Raw genomic sequence first — 16,598 nt, 5'->3', positions numbered from 1 at the left:
ATCATAATTGGCACTGGCTTTACAAGCACCCTGTTGAGTTCTCAAAGAACAACCACACACCAGCCGCAAGCCCCACCCAAGTGGAACCCCAACCGGGGCATTTCCCGCTCTCGCACCCGGCGCTTCCAGCACCAGGCACTTTTACTACGTTACCCGCTCGTTTCCACCCTGTCAAACCGATATTTCGCGGTTCGCCATGCTTCAACGATATTGCGGATACTCTTACTGCTTCGAGTCCACGATGACGCGCGTCGTTTCCGACGTTCGTTTCTGTCGTGGGAAGCCGCAGACCGGCCGATCACCGCTTCGCGGCTCTCCGCCCGGCTCCTGCCGGCTTCAGAACTCTACCCGGTCGGCTTCGCGTTCGCAACCCCGTATCCGGAGTGTTCCGCACCGCCCGATCCTCAGTCTCGCTCGGCGTTCCCGCCACGAGCCTGGCGCCCGTTCTCGGCCGGTTTGTCCGGCCTCCCCCGTGCAGAGAGAAAGTTACGCGGACGGCCCGGAGAAGGCAAATCAGGGTTCATCACTGGTTCGGGCGAGGCGCGCGGCAGGCTCCTCGGTGCGGCCGAGGACGCGGACCGCCTCGACGTGCCAGAGTGTCAGTCATGGATGAGTCCGGGCACGGTGCCAGGGTGGTCGCCGAGGAGGCACTGCTCGGCCTCATCGGGCCGTTCTGGCAGGTGGTGATCGGTGCGGTCGTGCTGGTCGTACTCGTGCTCTCGGTGGGACGACTGGCCCGCCGGGGCCGGTCCCGGATGACCACGGCGCTGCTGGTCACCGCAGCGGCCATCGCCGGGTTCGCGGTGATCGGCGTCCTGCTGGAGGGCTGAGGCTCAGAGCCGGCGGTTGGCGAGGCTGGGCAGCTCGGCGCGGATCGCGTCGAGCCGGTCGAGGTCCAGGTCGACGACGGAAACGCCCGGTCCGTCCGGCACCTGGCCGATGACCGTCCCCCACGGGTCGACCACCATGCTGCGCCCGAAGCAGGTGCGACCCGGCTCGTGGTCGCCGGTCTGGCCGGCAGCCGCCACGAAACACTGGTTCTCGATCGCCCTGGCCCGCAGCAGAACCTCCCAGTGATCCCGGCCGGTGTGCATCATGAATGCGGCCGGAACCACCAGCAGCTGAGCGCCGCCCTCGGACGCGAGCCGCCGGTACAGCTCCGGGAAGCGCAGGTCGTAACAGATCGACAGGCCGACCCGCAGCCCTTCGACGTCGACCACCACCGGCTGGACCCCGGGCGCGACACTCGCCGACTCCCGGTACGAGACCCGACCGGGGATCTCCACGTCGTACAGGTGGATCTTGCGGTAGCTCGCGGCCAGGCTGCCGGAACGGTCAAAGACCAGCGACGTGTTCCAGGTGTGCTCCGGGTCCGGGCCGGCCTCGTGGAACGAGCCGGCCACCACCCACATCCCGAGCCGCCGTGCGACCCCGGCGAAGAAGCTGCCCACCTCCCCGTCGACCGGCTCCGGTTCGGGCAGCCCCGCGACGGGACCCAGGTAGTCGACATACTCCGGGAGGACAGCGAGGTCGGCGCCGCCGGCGGCAGCGCGCTCCAGCAGGGCCTCCGCGGCCGCCAGATTGGCCTTACGGTCGTCCCGGGCGTTCAGCTGGCAGACGGCGACACGCATGTGCAAAGGGTACGGCTGGAAGACCGCTCACGGACAGGGTCACGGCCCGGCCGGCGCGGGTGGTCAGCGGTCGGCGCCCGAACGCGATCACGCCGGCCGTCCCAGAACTCGACGACCGGCGTGATGCGGGGAGGATCAGGCGGACTTCTCTTCGCGATCGCGCCGGGCACGACGGCCGGTGAACTCACGCGGCACGATCGTCGGGTTGACGTTCTCCAGGACGACCTCGCGGGTGATCAGCACGCGGGCGGCGTCCGGGTTGCTCGGCACCTCGTACATCGCGGAGAGCAGGACCTCCTCGATGATCGCCCGCAGGCCACGGGCACCAGTGCCCCGCAGCATCGCCTGATCGGCGATGGCTTCCAGCGCCGGCTCGTCGAACTCCAGCTCGACGCCGTCCAGCTCGAACAGGCGCTGGTACTGCCGGACCAGGGCGTTGCGCGGCTCGGTGAGGATCCGTACGAGGGCGCTGCGGTCCAGGCTGCGAACGTTGGTGATCACCGGCAGCCGGCCGACGAACTCGGGGATCAGCCCGAACTTGAGCATGTCCTCCGGCATGACCTGGCTGAAGATGTCGTCGGTCGACCGCTCGGACACCGACCGGAGCCGGGCGCCGAAGCCCGTGCCACCCTGCCCGGTGCGGGACTCGATGATCTGGTCGAGGCCGGCGAACGCGCCACCGCAGATGAACAGCACGTTGGTGGTGTCGATCTGGATGAACTCCTGGTGCGGGTGCTTACGACCGCCCTGCGGCGGCACGTTGGCCACCGTGCCCTCAAGCATCTTGAGCAGGGCCTGCTGCACGCCCTCGCCGGAGACGTCCCGGGTGATCGAGGGATTTTCCGACTTCCGGGCGATCTTGTCGACCTCGTCGATGTAGATGATCCCGGTTTCGGCGCGCTTGATGTCGTAGTCGGCGGCCTGGATCAGCTTGAGGAGGATGTTCTCCACGTCCTCGCCGACGTAGCCCGCCTCGGTCAGCGCTGTGGCGTCGGCGATGGCGAACGGGACGTTCAACATCCGGGCCAGGGTCTGCGCCAGGTGGGTCTTGCCGCACCCCGTCGGACCGAGCAGCAGGATGTTGGACTTGGCCAGCTCGACGGCGTCACTGCCGGAGCCCGGCGCGCCAGCCGCCTCGGCCTGGATCCGCTTGTAGTGGTTGTAGACCGCGACGGCGAGTGCCTTCTTGGCCTGGTCCTGACCCACGACGTAGGTGTCGAGGAACTGGCAGATCTCCATCGGCTTGGGAAGCTCTTCCCACTTCACCTCGCCGGACTCGGCCAGCTCCTCCTCGATGATCTCGTTACAGAGATCGATGCACTCGTCGCAGATGTAGACCCCTGGGCCCGCGATGAGCTTCTTGACCTGCTTCTGCGACTTGCCGCAGAAGGAGCATTTCAGTAGGTCGCCGCCGTCACCGATCCGTGCCACCTACGTTCTCCCTGCACTCATCGGCCGGAGACCCGGCCCTGACCTGCGGACGTTGCGCTCCGCCCGGCTTCGTTCGCGCCGCCGGCCCAACCGGCGAAGCGGTACGGACCCGACGTTACCCGCTGGCGGGGCATTCTCCGACCCCCAAAACGGGTGTGTCAGAGGTCGGCCGGGAACGAAGCCCCGGCCAACCTCTGACCCGGTACAGCTCAGCGAGCGGCGTTGGCCGCCAGCAGACCCTTCTTGCGACTGGTCAGGATCGTGTCGACCAGCCCGTACTCCTTGGACTCCTCGGCCGTCATGATCTTGTCACGGTCGATGTCCTTGCGAACCTGCTCGATCGGGCGGTTGCAGTGGCGGGACAGCATGTCCTCCAGCTGCGTACGCATCCGCAGGATCTCCCGGGCCTGGATCTCGATGTCCGAGCCCTGCCCGTAGCCGCCCTCGGTGGCCGGCTGGTGGATGATGATCCGCGAGTTCGGCAGGGCCATCCGCTTACCCGGAGTGCCCGCCGAGAGCAGCACCGCCGCCGCGCTCGCCGCCTGCCCGAGGCAGACCGTCGAGATGTCCGGACGGACGTACTGCATGGTGTCGTAGATCGCCGTCATGGCGGTGAACGACCCACCCGGCGAGTTGATGTACATGATGATGTCGCGGTCCGGGTCGGTGCCCTCGAGCGTCAGCAGCTGGGCCATCACGTCGTTCGCCGACGCGTCGTCCACCTGGACGCCGAGGAAGATGATCCGGTCCTCGAAGAGCTTGTTGTACGGGTTCGACTCCTTGACCCCGTACGACGTGCGCTCAACGAACGACGGCAGCACGTAGCGGTTGTGCACGGCCGCGAACTGGGGCGGCAGGCTCAGATCGGTCATCGTCAGCTCCTCAGCTCAGGGTCCCGGCGCCATCCGGAACCTGTGCGGCCCCGATGATCACCTTGTCGATGAAGCCGTAGTCCATGGCCTCCTGGGCGGTGAACCAACGGTCCCGGTCCGAGTCGGCCTCGATCTGCGACTGGCTCTGGCCGGTGTGGTGCGCGACCCGCTCCTGGAACATCCGCTTCGTGTAGAGCATCTGCTCCGCCTGGATGGCGATGTCGGACGCCGTGCCGCCCAGACCACCGGACGGCTGGTGCATCATGATCCGTGCGTGGGGCAGGGCGTACCGCTTGCCCTTGGTGCCCGCGCAGAGCAGCAGCTGGCCCATCGAGGCAGCCATGCCCATCGCCACGGTCGACACGTCGTTGTCGATGAACTGCATGGTGTCGTAGATCGCCATGCCGGAGTAGACCGAGCCACCCGGCGAGTTGATCCACAGGTTGATGTCGCGGTCCGGGTCCTCCGCGGCGAGCAGCAGCAGCTGCGCGCAGATGCGGTTGGCGACCTGGTCGGTCACCTCACTGCCCAGGAAGATGATGCGTTCCTTGAGCAACCGGTTGTAGACCGAGTCGTCGAGGTTGCCAATGGAGTCGCCACCGCGCGCGTCAATCGCCCGGAGCGACTTCTTGGGGATGTGCATGTCGGTCATGGCAGCCCTTCGCTCTCCGTACCGTCTTTCCCGACACTAACCGCTGTGCGGGGCGGCAGAGTCCCGGTCGGGGCAGTGTTCGCTCTCAGCGCAGCTGTGTCGGGCGTACCCGCGGCGCGGGCTTCCGGGCGTACCCGGCAGCGTTTGCTGCCCCGGCGCACCCGGCAGTGCTTGCTGCCCGGGCGTACCCGGGAAGGGAAACGGCCGCCGTCTGCCGCTGAGCGGCGGACGGCGGCCGCAACCCGACGATCAGTGTTCGTGGTTGTGCTCCGCCTCGTTGGCGGCGCGCAGCGCGTCGAGGGTGATCCCGTTGCCGGCCGAGTCCTTGATCGTGATCCGCTCCATGACAGCCGCGAGCGCCTTGCCCCGCCGCACGTCGCCGAAGACCGCGGCGGCCGCGCCGGAGCGCACCAGCTGGTCGTAGTACTGCTGCGGGGCCATCCCGGCACGCTGCGCCCGGTGCACGATCTCGTGCCCGAACTCGTCGTCGGAGACCTGCACGTCCTCCGCGTCGGCCAGCGTGTCCAGCAGGAGCTGGACCTTGACGCCCTCGGTCGCCGCCTCGGTCAGCTCGGCGTCGATCTGCTCCTCGGTCTTGTCCTCGGCCGCGAGGTACTCCTCCATCGAGGCGCCGATCCGCTCCAGCTGGTCGATCATCGCCTGCTTGCGGCTCGCGACCTCCTCGCGGACGACACCCTCCGGGGCCGGGATCTCGGCGGCCTCGACCAGCTGGGCCAAAGCCTTGTCCCGAGCGGCGTAGATCTGCTCGACCTGCTTGCCCTGGGTGACCCGCGCCCGCAGGTCGCCGCGCAGCTCCTCGATCGTGTCGAACTCGCTGGCCATCTGGGCGAACTCGTCGTTCAGCTCGGGCAGCTCCTTCTCCTTGACCGTGCGCACGGTCACCGCCACGTCGGCGTCGCGACCGGCGAAGTCGCCGCCGACCAGCTGGGTGGTGAAGGTGGTGTCCTCGCCGGCGGCCAGGCCGACGACTGCCTCGTCCAGGCCCGGCAGGAGCTGCTTGCTGCCCACCTCGTGGGAGATGTTGCTCGCCTGACCGCCCGGCACGTCCTCGCCGTCGACGGTGGCGTTCAGGTCGATCTGGACGTAGTCACCCTCGGCGGCGGCCCGCTCGACGGTCTTGAGGGTCGCGAAACGCTCCCGCAGGTTCTTCACCTGCTCGTCGATCTCGCTCTCGTCGATCTGCAGCTCGTCGACGGTCACCTCGATGGTGCTCGCGTCCGGGATGGTGATCTCCGGACGGACGTCGACCTCGGCAGTGAAGTTCAGCGAGTCACCGTCGTTGAACTCGGTGATCTCGACCTCCGGGCGCCCCAGCGTCTTCAGGTCGTGCTCGCGCACCGCGGCGAGGATGTTCTCCGGGATGGCCTCCTGGACCGCCTCGTTGAGGACGGTGCCCCGGCCCACCCGCTGGTCGATCACCGCGGTCGGCACCTTGCCCCGGCGGAAGCCCGGAACCTGGACCTGCGAACCGATCTCCCGGTACGCCTTCTTGAGGCTCGGCTCGAGCTCGACGAACGGCACCTCGATGGCGAGCCGCACGCGCGTCGGGCTCAGAGTCTCGACGGTGCTCTTCACAGGCGTACTCCTTGACGGATCTCAGTTGAGTCTGGGCGTGATTCAGCCCATCGAGTGTAGGCGAGCCGGCCTGACGCTCCGGCATCGCCCGGGGACCGCACTGGGCGGCACCCGGGGCGGCCCGGCCGCGGACGACAGTCGGGGTGGCGGGATTTGAACCCACGGCCCCTCGCTCCCAAAGCGAGTGCGCTACCAAGCTGCGCCACACCCCGTGGCGACGTGCAGTCTATGCCGTCGCCACGCCTCAGGTGGTGCCGGGGCGTCCCCCACCCGGACACATCGCCCGAAAATCACCATTCCACCCACCCGGGTGCCACCAAGATCCGGTGGACGATCCAAGATCCGCACAACATCACTGATGTAGTGGTCTCCTCGCACGGCGAGGCCACTACATCCCGGATGTTGTGCGGATCTTGGAGGCGTCATGCCGCGGCGTCGGGGACGACGCGGCACCGCGGGGCGGAGGCGCGGTTAGCCGTCGGGCTCCGGCATTGGGTACGCTAGGGGTGCGTCCTGCTTCGGCGGGATGCACGCGGGCGTAGCTCAATGGTAGAGCTTCAGTCTTCCAAACTGACTACGCGAGTTCGATTCTCGTCGCCCGCTCCGAGTGCGAAGGCCCAGGTGGACCGCATGATCGCGGCACCTGGGCCTTTCACATCTCCCCATCGTGGTGCGGCGCGGTTGGCCGAACCGGCGAACGAAATCCTGGGCGACTGTCCCGCCAAGCGGGACCAACTGCCCGCTGGGACGTTTCGGCATAGCTCCGAGTCGCCCGGCTGATCGACGCCGTGACACCGTCGGCGCGGGTGTGTCTACCGGCCCACTTGGCAAGTAATCCGCATCGCCCGTCGTCACGTTCGACGACGAGCGCGTCGCCCGCCGCCGAATACCGACGGAAGACGCGGCCCTTCCCCTGTTCGAAGCCGTACCCGGCCAGTTGCTCCGCCACGCCCCTGACGAAGTCGTTGAACAACGTTCCCAGGGACATTGAGATGGCCCCTCCAGCTGGCCGGGACGGCAACGAGCAGATCAGCCGCGCAGCTTCGACTGCTGCGCGCGGCCGACAGCGCCAGCCGGGGCGCCAGACGTTCGATGTTCGCCTATGCGGCGCCTGTGCAGACGATGGTGGACGGCCGAGACTATAGCGATGTCATCCGTTGGTGCGGGCGCCCCACGCAGGCAGGTCTTCACTGCCGCTCTGCTCATCGTCGTCGGTGTGCTGGTCCTCTTCGTCCCGGCCGGTGACGAAGGCAGCGTTCTCGTACCCATCAGCGAGGGTCACGGGCTGTCCGCCGTGGACGGGGTCGGCGCAGCGCTGCTGGCGGCCGGCGGCACCTGGCTGGAGGTGCTGGTGGTGCGACGCCTGCCGCACCTCGCCCTACCGCCACGGGTGTTGTTCGCACTTGGCCTGCTGGCCGGTCTCGGCGTGGGGCTCCTGGTCGCCTCGGTCTTCTCGGGGTTCTTCTGGTGGTGGGCCGTCGGCGCCACCATGCTCGGCCTCGCCCTGCTCGTCCTCGTCCCCCTTACGGCACGCCGCTGAGAAGGACGCGCAGGTCACCGGCGCGGCGGCCCTGAGACACAGCAGGGCCCAGGTGAACCGATGGATCTCGGCACCTGGACCCACTCGGCAAAACCGAGTTGCCGTGTCACTTCAGGTGGAACCTCTCGTCGACGGCGAGCGCCGCCAACTGCGGTACGGAGAACGGCAGCTCCGTCAACGCGGGCCGGCTCTCGTCAAGCCGTACGCCCTGCGCCACGAACACCACCACGCCGTCCGGATGCCGGTACGCCGACCACTGGTCCAGCCGGTCGTCGCTGCCCGGTCGGACCACCACGCCGACCCGCGCCGCGCCGACGGTCTCGACCTGGCACTCGCCCCGCATGCCCCAGAACGTCTGGGCCAGGTCGCACGGCTCGGTCGGCATCGGATTGCCGGCGTCGTACACCTCGACCACAACGCGCCCGGTGCTGCGGCCCTGCGCGACGGCCACCGAAGTGGAGTAGCTCCACACGTCGGCGCCGTCCACCCTGGCCTCGAACTGCGCCTGGTGGGTCCGCAGCGTCCGCTGCTCGGCGGACTGACCAGATGGGTCGTCGGGCGTGGTGAAACCGGCGGGTACGACAGCGACAGCCTCGCTGAGCAGGTGCGCTCCCTGGTCGTACTTGGAGCCGGCCCGCGCGGTCCGGTCCTCCTGCGGTTGCCCGTTCGGCCCGGTCGGCCACGGCTCCTTGGTGGCCGGAGCAACCAGCGGCCCACCGCCCGCCGGCTCGTAGACGTGACCGTCCGGAGTGGCGACGGCCGCGAAGCCACTGACCGCCAGCACGACGGCCGCCGAGCCGAGCGACGCCCACACCACGCGCCGGCGGACGTGCGCCCGTCGTGCCGCGCCGAGCGCGGCAGTCGTACTCAATGGTGGTGGCGGGGTGATGCCCGCCATCTCGCTACGCAGCCCCTCGCGGAACTGTTCCTCGTTCATCGCTCCCCCATCTCGATCCCGCTGTAGGTGGGTGCCAGGAGGCCGCGCAACGTGTCGAGCCCGCGTGCCGCCTGGCTCTTCACCGTCCCTGGAGAACACTCCAGCAGCGCCGCGACATCCTCGATCGACAGGTCCTCCCAGTACCGCAGGACCAGCACGGTCCGCTGCCGCGGTGCCACCCGGGCCAGCGCCTGGAGCAACACCAGCCGGCTCTCCGGCGAGTCGGACGGGGCCACCTGCTCGGTGTCCTCGCCGCCCACCCGTTCCCGAAGCCACCAACCGCGGCGGCGCTCGTCGAGGAAGGTCCGGACCAGGATCTGACGCACGTAGCTGTCGAGCACCTCGTGCCGGGAGATCCGGTTCCAGACCCGGTAGAGCTTGACGAACGTGGTCTGGACCAGGTCTTCGGCCCGGTGCCAGTCGCCGCATAGCAGGTACGCGGTGCCGCGCATGGCCCCGGACCGTGCCGCGAAGTACTCGGCGAACGCCTCGTCGCGGTCGCTCATTCAGGCCTCCGATCCCCGTTTCGAGTTAGTCACGCGGGGTCCGGCTCGGAGGGTTGCTCCGAAACTCGCGCAGTTGTCAACGGATCAACGGAGCACCGGACGGGGAGGATATCGACCGGCACGAGCCGGCCCAGCGTGCCGGAGCGACTCCCGCGGGCCGCGGCGAGGACGAGCCCACCGCGGCCCCAGGTTGAGCAGTCGCCGATCGAACTGGCCACGAAGACCGACGGTGGGGCTCGTTCACTACCCGGCCCTACGGCGCGCCAGTTCCGACTAGTCGAGGTAGCTCGGACTGTTCGGCGTGTACCAATCCTGACGTCGAAGCCACTTCAGATAGTTGTCGTAGATCTTCAACAGCCCGTCTGTCGATTCACGGGCGGCCAGAAACTGGTCCAGCTGATCAAAGAGAACCCTAGTGATCCGCCGCTCATCATCCGCGGACGGGCCCTCTGACCCGCCGCTGCCGCTCTCTCCGTTGGCGAGGCGCACTACCAACGCGCGCCAGGTGAGATTGGCGCCGTCGCCGACCTGGACCACCAGCCACTCCCGAAACCCCTGGAGAAGGCCGCCCTGCTGCCCGACGTTCACGCCTTCGAGAAACGCGGCGGTCTGCCCGAACGACCCGTCAACGCCAAGCATCCCGGGGCGCCTCCGAAGTAGCTCTAGAGTGCGTTGCAGTTCCACAGCCCGCACCTCAGAATCCGAACTGGATCGTGTCATTGTATTCCCACAAGCCCTTGTACTCATTGATCGGGACGCCATTTCTGCCGCTGAACGCGTCGAAGACTCGGCCGTCCTTGACAACTACGGTGTGGGTATACCATCCGGTATCCTGGCCCCGATACTTGCCGAGGAAAAAGTTTCCATGCCTGATGGTCACGATCTCACCACCGATCTTTTTCTGAACCTGCGCAGCGACGCGCTCGCAACCAGTGCTGCAGGGAATTTCGGTCTCGGGACGCGGCTTCCATTTCGGGCCGAGGTCCGGGGCGCAGCCAGTGTTGTGGACGAGCACCGGGGTTTTGCCGGCGAGCACATAGTACGTGTGAAGATCCGCGACGGTCAGGTTGTAGGCCTGGCCTCGTCCCACCCATTCGAGGGCCGGGCCGTCGACGGCCACGCCCTCGCCGGTAGCGGTGCGCAGAACGTCGCCACGGTCGAGCTCGGCGGCCGGCTGCCACTGCCTGTCGGTGGCGTTCCAGAACGGATGGTCCTCGGTCGTCGCCAGGACCTTGCCGTCGACCGACAGCGCCACCATGTCGTCCTCGTGGACCCACAGGTGACCAACCGTCCGCGGCCCCTGCTCACCGGTGACCGGGTCGGTCGCCAGCACCTCGTCACCGACCTTGATGTCCTTGATCGGCTTCGTGCTGCCGTCCGCCATCAGGACTTCGGTCGCGCCGGCGAAGCTGCACGGGCCGCCCTGCTGCCACACCGGCTTGAGGCCGGTCTGCGTCGGTAGCTGGGCACCGGGGGGCAGCGCCGCGCGTCCCAGGGCCGTCATGCCGACCGGCAGGGCGACTCCGTCGTCGTCGGGCAGGGGCATCATGGTCGCCCAGTAGCCAGGCCACAGGACGTCCTGAATCCACTTGTGGCATGCCTCGTCGTCGATCTCCCCGCAGACCTGCATCGCCAGTTGGAACTCCTGGTGCAGGACCTGACTCGGGTCCCAGCCGGCGGCCATGCCGAGCACTTCCGCCTGGGAGTCGGCCCAGAGCTCGGTGAACCGGTCCAGGTCGATGGTCGGCGGTACGAGGATGACGTGACCCAGGATGTTCGGGTTCTTCTGCTTCATGACGCTGCTGCACTTGATGGGCCAGCAGGTCTTCTTCTTGCTGTTCTTGCGGTTGGCCTTCTCGTTGCCGACCTGGTAGTCGGGGCAGCCGCCCACGATCTCGGCACAGTCGGCGGGGATGAGGCCGCTGGGGTCGCTGAAGGTGGTGGGGTTGTTGTTGGAGTAGGCGTAGCCGTGCCACTGCTGCGGATCGCTCAGGTCCTGCAGCGGGTCGACGCTGACGAACCGTCCGATCGTGGGGTCGTACTCCCGTGCCCCGAGGTGGGTCAGGCCGGTGTTGTCGATGGTGCCGCCCACGAAGCCCTTGCTGTTGGGCCAGGCGACACCGGTGCCACGGTCCTTCCCGTACGGCAGTTGCCGCCGGATGCTCGCCTGCTGCGACGTGTCGTTGACGCTGACCTGGGCAGTCCCGTGGTTGTCATTGCTGAGCCAGCTCAGGCCGGCGGTGGTGCGGGAGGCGATGGTGGCGCCCGCGTGGGCGTAGTAGCGGGTGCACGCGGTGGAGGCGGTGCTCTTGGTGTAGCGGATCTCCTGACCCGGGAGGTAGAGAGTGCTACCGGTCGGGTCGCGGCGGATGAGCCGCTTGCCGTCCGCGTCGTAGACGAAGCTGGTCGCCCCGGTGCTGTCGGTGGAGGTCTGCAGGCGACCCTCGACGTCCCAGGTCAGGGTCTGCGTGCCCGAGGAGTCGGTGGGTCGGGTGAGGGTGTTGCCGCTCTTGTCGTACGTGTAGGAGCCGGTACGGGCGCCGGTGGTGCCGGAGAGGGCATGCGGTTGCGGACTGCGCGCCGCCGGGTAGGCGTAGTCGGTGGTCGCGTTCCCGGTACTGGTGTGCTCGGTGTGGGTACGCCGGTTGCCGACGTTGTCGAACGTCCAACTGTGCCAGTACTTCGCCGGGCCGCCCAGGCCGGCGACGGACGGCGCGGTGCCGCAGTCCCCACTGGCCGGGGTCCACGCCTCGGTGAGTCGGCGCAGCTGGTCGTAGCCGAAGCACTGCGTGTCATCGACCGGATCGGGCGTGACGTCCTGGGTCTTGACGATGTTGCCCGTGGGGTCGTACGTGTAGCGCACGTCGGCGACGATGTTCGGCGCCACCGTGTCGCGGTCGGTGCGGATCCCGGTCAGCCGACCGGTCTCCAGTTCGCGGGTGAACGCCTGCCAGACGCGTCCGCCGCTGCCGGTCCAGAAGCGGTACTGGTCCACCTGGCCGAGCGCGTTGTAGTCGGTGCCCTCGACGTACGACTGGTTGCTCGTTCCGTAGATCGTGTCGACTGTGGTGGGCAGCCCGAGGTCGTTGTAGCCGTACGTCAGGGTCTCCGCGGGGAGGCCGCTGTTGGTGGACGGGAAGGTGCTCGACGCCAACGAGCCGTCCCGGTTCCAGTTGCTGGCGAAGGTGTAGGTGCCGGCGATGCCGGTTTCCGAGGCGGGGATGACAACGGAGATGCCGGTGGGCTGGTAGGCGTCCGTGTAACCGGTCGTCTTGACCTGGTACGAGCTCGACCCCACGAACCGGGTGCTCTGGGTGAGCTGGCCCTTGGCGAGGGTGTCGTACACCCACTGGGCCCGCATGGTCCCACCGACCTGGTCGTCGTAGACGGCGCGCTTTCGGTTCAGCGGGTCGTACAGGTACGCGAGTTTCTTCCCTCGACCGTCGGTGGTGGTGGCGGTGCGACCGGCGTTGTCGTACGTGAGGCTGGTGACGCCCGCGTCGGGATCGTCCACCGTCTTCTGCCGGCCGCGGATGTCGTAGGTGTACGTCCAGTCGTTGCCCGCCGGGTCGGCGAAGCTCGTCAGCTGACCCTTGCGGTTGAAGGTGTAGGTGCTGGCGTCCCAACTGCCGGCGGTGCCCGGTGTCGGCACGGCCCCCCGGTACTGCCGCAACTGCACGGTGCGGCCCCGGGCGTCGGTGACGGTCGAGGTGGCGGTGCCGCCCGCCAGCGGGGTGACGTCGGTGCGGTCGCCGGCGTAGTAGGTGCTGGACCTCCACTTCTCGACGTCGTAGGGCTGGAAGACCGTCGCGGTGACCCGCCCGGCACCGTCGTACACGGTCAGGTCCTGGGTGGGGACGAAGGCCCGCTCGGTCGCCGTGACCAGGGTGGTGCCCGGCGCACCGGCTGCGTGGTACGGCGCGAAGGTCTTCACCTGTCGACCGGCGGTGTCGTAGAACACGTCGGTGAGCAGGCGACCGCCGGAGGGCGACGGCGCCTGGGTCTGCCGGTTGCGCAGCAGCCCGTCGTAGAAGGTGTACGCCGTGACGTAGTCGCCCTTCGCGTTCAGTTTCGAGGCGGAGACCACGGTGGCGGCGTCGTTACGGACGTGGTACCCGTAGGTCAGGTCGGCGGTGTCGGTGCCCTTCGTCCTACCCGGCAGCCACACGGCAGTGAGCCGGCCCAGACCGTCGTACGTCACGTCGGTGCGTTTGCCGTTCGCGTCCACCACCGACGTCGCCGTGCCCCAGGCCGGTTCGATCGTGGTGGTCAGCACGTGCTGGAGCGGATTGGTCACCGCGGTCGACGTCACCGGACCCCCGCTGGCCGGGGTGTAGGCGGTCTTCGTCTCGTAGCTCAGCGCGTCCCGTGACGAGGTCATCCGGCCCTGCGCGTCGTACCCGGCCTGGTTCACGGTGGTGAAGGTCGGCGCGCCCGCGTTCCAGGCCTCCATCTCCTCGGTGCGGGTGGTCAGGCCCCTGGTGGCCGCCTCCTCGAAGGCGTTGCCGTCGTACCAGGTCCGGGTCTCACCGATGACGTCGTCCTCGGTCAACGATCCGGGGGTGGCGGCGTCGGCGCACTTCACCGCGTAGCGCTGAACCCGGTGGACCCGGTCCATCAGCCAGTTCGTGGTGTTGCGCGGCGTGTAGTCCGTCTTGGTGCACTGCTCGTCTCCGGCGACCTTGTCGTCGCCGAAGTCATCGACGCTGACGGCCATCCCGTACGCGTCGTAGCTGGTGGTCGTCCGGGTGACCCGTTCACCACGGCCGGCGTCGAGCGTGGTGTACGCGCGGGTGGTGCCCACCCGGAGAATCCGGGCGCTGACGGTGTCCCCGTTGATCGTCCGGCTGGCGGTCGCCGCGGACGCCCACGGATCACTGGTCTGCCGGGACACCACCGGGCCGGTCGGCCCGTTGAACGTCCTGGTCTCCCGAGGCGTACCGGCGTACCAGTCCTCGTCGGCGATCCCGTCGATGGTGACCGACCTGGTGCCGCCGGTCGGCGCGGCGCGGTCGCCGTTCATGCCCCGGAAGTAGCGGGTCTCCGTGTACGACTGTTCGCCCGTGTCGCCGACGGTGACCCCGACCCGGCCGTAGCCACGGAAGTCGGACCAGGTCTTGTGCTTCGGGTCGACGAGCCCGTCGTCGTCGTTGTAGTGCCAGGCCGCGCCGTCGTAGTAGTCGTACTTGTAGGCGACGCGAGGGCTGCCCTGCGGCGGCGCCCCGCCGGTGTTGTCGTTCTCGTAGACGGTCGTCACCACGTACTTGTGGAACCAGTCGGTCACCGGTTTCTGGTAGCCCTCCGGCATCCAGATGACCGGGTAGCACCGTCGGGTGTTCGTGTGGGGTGTCGGCGTCTGACCGGCGACGCAGTCGGGTGCCGAGTAGGTGACGCTCGTGGTGCCGCCCGACTCGGTGCGGATCTTCGCGATCCGCATCCAGTTCATCGCCGCGGCGAAGTCGATCGTGTCCACCCGGTTGGAGAGTTGGACCGGGGTGAACTCGATGTCGGGCACGGTGCTGGTGGCACCGGCCAGACCGGTGTGGGAGATCTTGTCCAGCCACAGACCGGCCCGGGTGCCGTCACCGGGGTCCGGGAAGGTGTGGCCGAATGTCCACCGCTCCACGTTGCGGTAGCCGGTGCCGTTGCGCACCTGGGTGGTCACCGAGGCGAGCCGCTTGGTCGTCCAGAACGTCGGAGAGAAGGTGTCCTCGCAGGAGCTCCCGGTGCACTCGCTGTCCCAGGGGGTGTCCGGCCAGCGCACCTCGTCGTGGGTGGTGCAGCTGCTCAGGCAGCGGTCCGCCTCGGTGAGCTCGACCCGCAGTGGGGCCGGCGTGTTGAGCACCGACTCCACGCCGTCGTCGCGCCGGGTGCCGTAGTCGATCCGGTCCAGCCAGCCGCCCCGGTCGTAGCTGGCGGCGTCGTCGGCGTCCCGGTTGCGACCGTACTTGTTGGTCTCCTTCACGTACCAGTACGACATCGAGTTGCCGTGCAGGTCGACGACGTAGTCGAGGTTCCAGCGCCAGGCCTGCGTGCAGTCCGAATCGGCGTACCTGGTGGCGTGGCAGGGCTCCCCCGTCTCGTTGCCGAACACCGGCATCGTCCACGTCGAGTTGGTCACCGGGTTGCCGGACGTCCAGCCGGGCAGACGGTGGGCGCCGAACCAGTACTGCTTGCCGTCGGTGGTGGTGACCACCCAGTACTCGCCGTCGTTGTCGCCGTTGACCGCGCCGGTCTTGCGCTCGATCCGGGAGCCGTCGTCGTTGCGCAGGTGCCAACGGTCTTCCGACGAGTTGTAGATCAGCTCACCGGAATGGCCGCTGAGCGACAGCGTGGCGTTGTTGGTTTCCCAGCACTGGTCACCGGTCTCCAGCTCGTTGTTGGCGGTGCCGTCCATGTCCTCCGCGCAGGACCGGTAGCGCCGCTCGATGTAACCCCCGAACCCGGCCTCGAAGCCCTCGCCCACCCAGGACGGCTGGTTGTTGGACGCCGCGTGGCGACCGTCGACGGACTGGGACGAGTAGCTCAACTCCAACTGCGGGGCGGGCCCACCGGGGGCCGGCGGCACCCGCATCGGGTACGACCAGGTGAAGGCGCCCGAGTGTCCGCCAGCTGACCAGGTCGACGACGGCTGCAACGGGGTGGCCGAGTAGTCACCGGCGGGCCCGGACGCGGCTGCCGCCGCCGCGACCAGACTGGTGGCCGCGCTCACCTGAACCGTCGCGGTGACCGTCTTCGCGGCGGGATCGTTGCGGGAGGGCAGCGGCGTACCCGCGCACTGCTTCTTCGCTGGGGTACGCAGCGCGCACTCCGGCAGCGCCACCAGCCGCAGCCGGCTCGCCCAGTCGGCGCCGTACGCGCTCGCGAACGAGCGGTAGTCCACTGTGACGTCGACCGGGCCCGCTGCGGTCGCGCCGTCCGCCCGGTTGACCGAGAAGAGGGCACCGCGGACCCCGGCGCGGTCCGTGGTGGCCCGGTCATGGATCTCGACCCGTACCCTGCGCGGTCCCGCCGTCGCCGAGCGGTTCGTGGTGGCGGGGGCGGCCAGCCGTACCGATGAACCGCCGGCCCGGACCTTCTCCCCCGTCGCCGCGGTCGACAGGTCGACCACTGCCGCACCCGCCGCCGGCCAGACCGCCGCCGGCTTGGCGCTCGCCGGCGCCGGCTCGGCGGCCTTGCCGGCCGGGCGGGCCTGCACAGCGGTGACCGGAACCGTTGACACCGCCTTGGGCGTGGGTGGTCGGTGCGCCGCGGCCTGGGCGGCGGGCACCGGCGCGACCAGCAGGTTCGCCACCAGGGCGGTCACGACGACGGCCGCGATGCCCGAGCGGCGGCCGGCACGGCGGCGACTGGCCCGCTGGATGAGAGAGGCGAACGCGGCAACAGGCGCAGGCGAAAACCAACCAGGCATCAGCAACCCCCGTGATCAAGCC

11 protein-coding genes and 2 tRNA genes are annotated in these 16,598 nt (G+C 68.6%); 3 read left to right on the top strand and 10 right to left on the bottom strand.

Annotated features, from left to right (window positions below; all coding sequences use genetic code 11):
- Positions 1-605: 605 nt before the first annotated feature.
- Entirely contained in the window at positions 606-830 is a 225-nt protein-coding gene (locus IF22_RS0118255) for a hypothetical protein (RefSeq protein WP_030333540.1), read from the top strand.
- Positions 831-833: 3 nt separating this feature from the next.
- Here IF22_RS0118255 and IF22_RS0118250 read toward each other — a convergent pair whose 3' ends face one another.
- From IF22_RS0118250 to IF22_RS0118225, 6 genes are all read right to left on the bottom strand, one after another.
- Positions 834-1,631 (bottom strand): carbon-nitrogen hydrolase family protein, encoded by a 798-nt coding sequence (locus IF22_RS0118250; protein ID WP_030333539.1) that lies wholly within the window; start codon positions 1,629-1,631, stop codon positions 834-836.
- Positions 1,632-1,766: 135 nt separating this feature from the next.
- Entirely contained in the window at positions 1,767-3,062 is a 1,296-nt protein-coding gene (gene clpX, locus IF22_RS0118245) for an ATP-dependent Clp protease ATP-binding subunit ClpX (protein WP_030333537.1), read from the bottom strand.
- A 209-nt stretch (positions 3,063-3,271) separates the two neighbouring features.
- Entirely contained in the window at positions 3,272-3,934 is a 663-nt protein-coding gene (locus IF22_RS0118240) for an ATP-dependent Clp protease proteolytic subunit (RefSeq protein WP_030333536.1), read from the bottom strand.
- Positions 3,935-3,944: 10 nt separating this feature from the next.
- Positions 3,945-4,586, bottom strand: coding sequence for an ATP-dependent Clp protease proteolytic subunit (locus IF22_RS0118235; RefSeq protein WP_007464111.1), 642 nt, complete (start codon positions 4,584-4,586; stop codon positions 3,945-3,947).
- Positions 4,587-4,835: 249 nt separating this feature from the next.
- A complete protein-coding gene (gene tig / locus IF22_RS0118230) occupies positions 4,836-6,182 on the bottom strand; it encodes a trigger factor (RefSeq protein ID WP_030333534.1) in 1,347 nt (448 codons plus the stop codon).
- A 138-nt stretch (positions 6,183-6,320) separates the two neighbouring features.
- Positions 6,321-6,394: transfer RNA gene (locus tag IF22_RS0118225), tRNA-Pro, on the bottom strand.
- 320 nt (positions 6,395-6,714) lie between these two features.
- Between IF22_RS0118225 and IF22_RS0118220 the strand changes: the two genes are divergently transcribed.
- Both IF22_RS0118220 and IF22_RS0118215 read left to right on the top strand, forming a co-directional pair.
- Positions 6,715-6,785, top strand: a tRNA-Gly gene (locus IF22_RS0118220).
- 544 nt (positions 6,786-7,329) lie between these two features.
- Positions 7,330-7,722, top strand: a complete 393-nt coding sequence (locus IF22_RS0118215; protein WP_030333533.1) for a hypothetical protein — start codon at positions 7,330-7,332, stop codon at positions 7,720-7,722.
- A 106-nt stretch (positions 7,723-7,828) separates the two neighbouring features.
- Here IF22_RS0118215 and IF22_RS0118210 read toward each other — a convergent pair whose 3' ends face one another.
- From IF22_RS0118210 to IF22_RS0118195, 4 genes are all read right to left on the bottom strand, one after another.
- The gene (locus tag IF22_RS0118210; RefSeq protein ID WP_030333532.1) at positions 7,829-8,659 is read right to left on the bottom strand and encodes a hypothetical protein; all 831 of its coding nucleotides are present in this window, start codon (positions 8,657-8,659) and stop codon (positions 7,829-7,831) included.
- A complete protein-coding gene (locus IF22_RS0118205; protein WP_030333531.1) occupies positions 8,656-9,165 on the bottom strand; it encodes a SigE family RNA polymerase sigma factor in 510 nt (169 codons plus the stop codon). The genes IF22_RS0118210 and IF22_RS0118205 overlap by 4 nt, the downstream gene beginning before the upstream one ends.
- Positions 9,166-9,438: 273 nt before the next feature.
- A complete protein-coding gene (locus tag IF22_RS0118200; protein WP_167337308.1) occupies positions 9,439-9,849 on the bottom strand; it encodes a hypothetical protein in 411 nt (136 codons plus the stop codon).
- A gap of 10 nt (positions 9,850-9,859) precedes the next feature.
- A complete protein-coding gene (locus IF22_RS0118195; protein WP_081883884.1) occupies positions 9,860-16,576 on the bottom strand; it encodes a polymorphic toxin-type HINT domain-containing protein in 6,717 nt (2,238 codons plus the stop codon).
- Between the last annotated feature and the right edge of the window lie 22 nt (positions 16,577-16,598).

Origin of the sequence: Micromonospora parva (assembly GCF_000718515.1) — a bacterium.
Lineage (GTDB): Bacteria > Actinomycetota > Actinomycetes > Mycobacteriales > Micromonosporaceae > Micromonospora > Micromonospora parva.
This window is presented reverse-complemented; position numbering and strand designations above follow the sequence as displayed.